Annotated in this window: 6 protein-coding genes; 2 read left to right on the top strand and 4 right to left on the bottom strand. The window is 66.2% G+C overall.

The window, feature by feature from the left end; translation table 11 throughout:
- From VKI00_RS17520 to VKI00_RS17535, 4 genes are all read right to left on the bottom strand, one after another.
- Nucleotides 1–429 (bottom strand): NAD(P)(+) transhydrogenase (Re/Si-specific) subunit beta (locus VKI00_RS17520; protein WP_324439548.1); only part of this gene is annotated, 429 nt, incomplete at its 3' end.
- The gene (locus tag VKI00_RS17525) at nucleotides 426–752 is read right to left on the bottom strand and encodes an NAD(P) transhydrogenase subunit alpha (protein ID WP_324439554.1); all 327 of its coding nucleotides are present in this window, start codon (nucleotides 750–752) and stop codon (nucleotides 426–428) included. The genes VKI00_RS17525 and VKI00_RS17520, both read right to left, overlap by 4 nt.
- Before the next feature lie 9 nt (nucleotides 753–761).
- Nucleotides 762–1,904 carry a Re/Si-specific NAD(P)(+) transhydrogenase subunit alpha gene (locus tag VKI00_RS17530; RefSeq protein ID WP_324439550.1) on the bottom strand — a complete coding sequence of 381 codons (1,143 nt, stop codon included), beginning with the start codon at nucleotides 1,902–1,904 and terminating at the stop codon, nucleotides 762–764.
- A 121-nt stretch (nucleotides 1,905–2,025) separates the two neighbouring features.
- Entirely contained in the window at nucleotides 2,026–2,487 is a 462-nt protein-coding gene (locus tag VKI00_RS17535) for a nuclear transport factor 2 family protein (protein ID WP_324439552.1), read from the bottom strand.
- Between the two features lie 69 nt (nucleotides 2,488–2,556).
- Here VKI00_RS17535 and VKI00_RS17540 point away from each other — a divergent pair, with 69 nt between their 5' ends.
- Together VKI00_RS17540 and VKI00_RS17545 are read left to right on the top strand one after the other, a co-directional pair.
- On the top strand, nucleotides 2,557–3,768 hold the full coding sequence (locus VKI00_RS17540; protein ID WP_324439556.1) for an acyl-CoA dehydrogenase family protein: 1,212 nt from the start codon (nucleotides 2,557–2,559) through the stop codon (nucleotides 3,766–3,768).
- A 6-nt stretch (nucleotides 3,769–3,774) separates the two neighbouring features.
- Nucleotides 3,775–4,062: tyrosine-protein phosphatase (locus tag VKI00_RS17545; RefSeq protein WP_324439558.1), on the top strand; the 288-nt coding region annotated here is incomplete at its 3' end.

Raw genomic sequence — 4,062 nt, forward strand, 5'->3', positions numbered from 1 at the left:
CGATCCCCAGAACGAGATCGACCCGATGATCGCGGCGAACAACGACGCCACCACGATGTGCACGGTCGGTGTCTCGCCGTGCTCGAAGGCTGAAAAGCCCTTCGTCTCAATGAATTCCGCGAGCGCGATGAGCGCGACGGTTCCGCCGCCGACGCCGTTGAAGAACGCCACCAGCTGCGGCATGGCGGTCATCTTGGTGTAGCGCGCCGGCGGGACGCCGAGCACGACGCCGAGCACCAGGCCGGCGATGATCAGTACCCACTGGTCGGTGTGCCGGATCTTGATCAGCGTCGCCGTCACGGCCAGCGCCATGCCGACCGCGGCGATCAGGTTTCCGCGCACTGCGGTCTTGGGCCCGGTCAGGCCCATCAAGCCGTAAATGAACAGCGCGAACGAGATGACATAGAGGCCGATCACCAAATAGTTCATTTGGCGGCCTCTTCGCTCTTGGCGGGCGGGGCCTTCTTCTTGCCCTTGAACATCCCCAGCATCCGGTCGGTGACGATGAAGCCGCCGATGACGTTCAGCGTGCCGAACACCACCGCGACAAACAGGATGATCTGCACCGCGAGCGACGGGTGCTCGACCTCGCCGAACACCACCAGGGCGCCGACCACGACGATGCCGTGGATGGCGTTGGTCCCCGACATCAGCGGGGTGTGCAGTGTGTTGGGCACTTTGGAGATCACGGCAAACCCGACGAACCCGGACAGCACCAGGATCGCCAAGTTCGACAGCAGCTCGTCATACATCCCGTGCATCTATGCTTCCTCTCCCATATCGCGCCGCTCCTCCGCATCGCTTCGCTCTGCATCGTCGTCGGCGCGGCGCGTCACACACGATTCGGCGACCACTTCGTCGTCAAAGTCCGGAGCCAGCTTGCCGTCCGTGAGCAGCAGGTCCAGCAGCGCGGTGATGTTTTTGCTATAAAGCTCGCTGGCGTGCTCGGGCATGGTCGCGGGCAGGTTCAGCGGCGAAGCGATGGTGACGTCATGTTTGACCACCGTCTGTCCGGGTTCGGTGAGCTCGCAGTTGCCGCCGGTCTCGCCGGCGAGATCCACCACGACGCTGCCGGGCTTCATCGCTTCCACGGCCGCGGCGGTCACCAGGCGCGGCGCCGGGCGACCCGGGACCAGCGCGGTAGTGATCACGACGTCGAATCCGCTGATTGCGTCTTCCAGCGCCTTCTGCTGCTGCGCGCGTTCGTCTTCGGTGAGCTCACGGGCATACCCGCCCTCTCCGGACGCCTCGATTCCGACATCCAGCCACTGCGCACCGACTGACCGCACCTGGTCGGCCACCTCGGGCCGCACGTCGTAGCCGGTGGTCCGAGCACCGAGACGCTTGGCCGTCGCCAGTGCCTGCAGCCCGGCCACACCGACGCCGAGCACCAGCAGGGTGGCCGGCTTCACGGTCCCGGCCGCCGTCGTCAGCATCGGGAAAAACCGGGTCGACTCCGAGGCCGCCAGCAGCACCGCCTTGTATCCGGCGACATTGGCCTGCGACGACAAGGCGTCCATCACCTGGGCCCGCGAGATCCGCGGGATGGCCTCGAGCGCGAACGCCTGCACACCGGCGTGCTTCAAGGCGCCGATCGAGTTGTCCGCGTTGCGCGGCGCCAGGAAGCCGATCAGCGTCTGCCCGCTGTGCAGCTTGCCGACCTCCTCGGCGGTCGGCGGCGCGACCTTGACGACGACGTCGGCAGCCCAGGCGTCACCGATCGTCGCGCCGGCCTCGGTGTAGAGCTCGTCGGGAAGCAGCGCCCCCTCGCCGGCGCCCGACTCCACCACGACCGCGACCCCGCTTTTCACCAGCGGCCCGACCGCCTTCGGCACCAGCGCGACCCGTCGCTCGTCGGTCCCGGACTCGGCGGCCACCCCCACCGTCGTCTGCGTATCTGTCATGAACTCCTACCCCGGCTAGATCGGCACCAACCCTAACCTGACTGTCCGGCTCCTCCTCGGGCCGCTCCACGGCCCGCATCGTCACCTGACGGTCTGACGGCCCCGGTCACCAGTCGGCCCGCTACCACAGGGTGAAGTCTTGGCCGTGCTCCGCCTCCGATCGTGGCCCGAAGTAGCGGCGCTGCGATTCGTCGATCGCCACATCGTTGATGCTGGCCTCGCGACGGGCGGTAAGCCCGGCGTCGGAGAACTCCCACAACTCGTTGCCGTAGCTGCGCCACCACTGTCCGGCGTCGTCGCGGCATTCGTACTGGAACCGGACGGCGATGCGGTTGTCGTGATAACTCCACAGGCCCTTCCGCAACACGTAGTCGTGCTCGCGCTGCCATTTCCGGGTCAAAAAGGCCACGATCGCGTCGTGGCCGACGACGTGTTCGTCGCGGTTGCGCCACTCCGAGTCGACGGTGTAGGCGAGGCTGACGCGCTCGGGGTCGCAGGTGTTCCACAGGTCCTCGGCGGCCTGCACTTTCTGGATCGCTGTTTCGAGGGTGAAGGGCGGAAGTGGGGGACGTTTGTCGGTCACGGTTTCTATCGTCCTCCGCCGTTAAAGGCTTTCCCGCGGTGTCCTATCGTGACGGGCATGGACTTCGCAATGTCGGCCAAAGCCAGCGACTACCACAAGCGGCTGTCCGAGTTCATGACCGAGTACGTCTTTCCGGCCGAGGCCGAGTACGACCGCTACCGCCACGAGGCCGGCCCGAACGATCACACCGTTCCGCCGATCATTGAGGAGTTGAAGACCAAGGCCAAAGCGGCCGGTCTGTGGAACCTGTTCCTGCCCGCCGAGTCGGGCCTGACCAACTTGGACTACGCCCCGCTGGCCGAGTTGACGGGATGGAGTCTGGAGATCGCGCCCGAGGCGATCAACTGCGCGGCGCCGGACACCGGCAACATGGAGACCCTGCACCTGTTCGCCACCGAGGAGCAGCGCAAGAAGTGGCTCGAGCCGTTGCTGAACGGCGAGATCCGCAGCGGCTTTTCGATGACGGAGCCGGCGGTCGCCAGCAGCGACGCCCGCAATATCGAAACCTCCATCGTGCGTGACGGCGGCGACTACGTGATCAACGGCCGCAAATGGTGGACGTCGGGTGCGGCCGATCCGCGCTGCAAGATCCTGATCGTGATGGGCCGCACCAACCCGGAGGCGGCCAGCCACCAGCAGCAGTCGATGGTCCTGGTGCCGATCGATACGCCTGGCGTCACCGTGGTGCGCTCAACGACAGTCTTCGGTTATCAAGATCAGCCCGGACACTGCGAAATCATCTACGACAACGTCCGGGTGCCCATCACCAACCTGCTCGGCGAAGAAGGCGGCGGCTTCGCGATCGCCCAGGCGCGGCTGGGACCGGGCCGCATCCACCACTGCATGCGCGCACTCGGCGGCGCCGAACGTGCGCTGGCGCTGATGGTGCACCGGGCCAACACCCGGATCGCGTTCGGCCGCCCGCTGGCCGACCAGGGCCTGGTACAGCAGGCAATTGCAAAGTCCCGCAACGAGATTGATCAAGCCAGGCTGCTGTGCGAGAAGGCGGCCTGGACCATCGATCAGCACGGCAATAAGGCTGCGCATCTGCTGGTGTCACAGATCAAGGCAGTAGCGCCGCAGATGGCGTGCGACGTCATCGACCGCGCCATTCAGGTGCACGGCGCGGCTGGCGTCAGCGAAGATACCGCGTTGGCCCGGCTATACGCCTGGCAGCGCGCGATGCGCATCTTCGACGGGCCCGACGAGGTGCATATGCGGTCGATCGCTCGTGCCGAAATCGGCCGGGAGCAAAGCGCTTTCGCTGCGGCGGTCACCTAGATGGCTTTGAGCGTGCGGGAACTGCAGGGCGCCTGGAACTTTCGCGACATTGCCGACAGCACGGGTGTCGTGCGACCGGGACGATTTTTTCGGTCCGGCGAGCTGAGCGACCTCGGCGACGACGGCCGCGACGAGCTAAACCGGTTGGGCCTCACCGATGTCGCTGATCTGCGCTCACGCCGTGAGGTCGAACGTCATGGGCCCGGTCTGGTGCCGGACGGCGTGGAGATCCATCTACTGCCCATCCCGGATCTCGGGCCCGACGAGCTCAACCCGGACGGGGACGCGCCGCAC

Origin of the sequence: Mycobacterium sp. (assembly GCF_035314665.1) — a bacterium.
Taxonomy (GTDB): Bacteria; Actinomycetota; Actinomycetes; order Mycobacteriales; family Mycobacteriaceae; genus Mycobacterium.

Coding starts and splice junctions, on each gene's coding strand:
- VKI00_RS17525 (WP_324439554.1), bottom strand. CDS start 752: ATGTATGACGAGCTGCTGTCGAACTTGGCGATCCTGGTGCTGTCCGGG.
- VKI00_RS17530 (WP_324439550.1), bottom strand. CDS start 1,904: ATGACAGATACGCAGACGACGGTGGGGGTGGCCGCCGAGTCCGGGACC.
- VKI00_RS17540 (WP_324439556.1), top strand. CDS start 2,557: ATGTCGGCCAAAGCCAGCGACTACCACAAGCGGCTGTCCGAGTTCATG.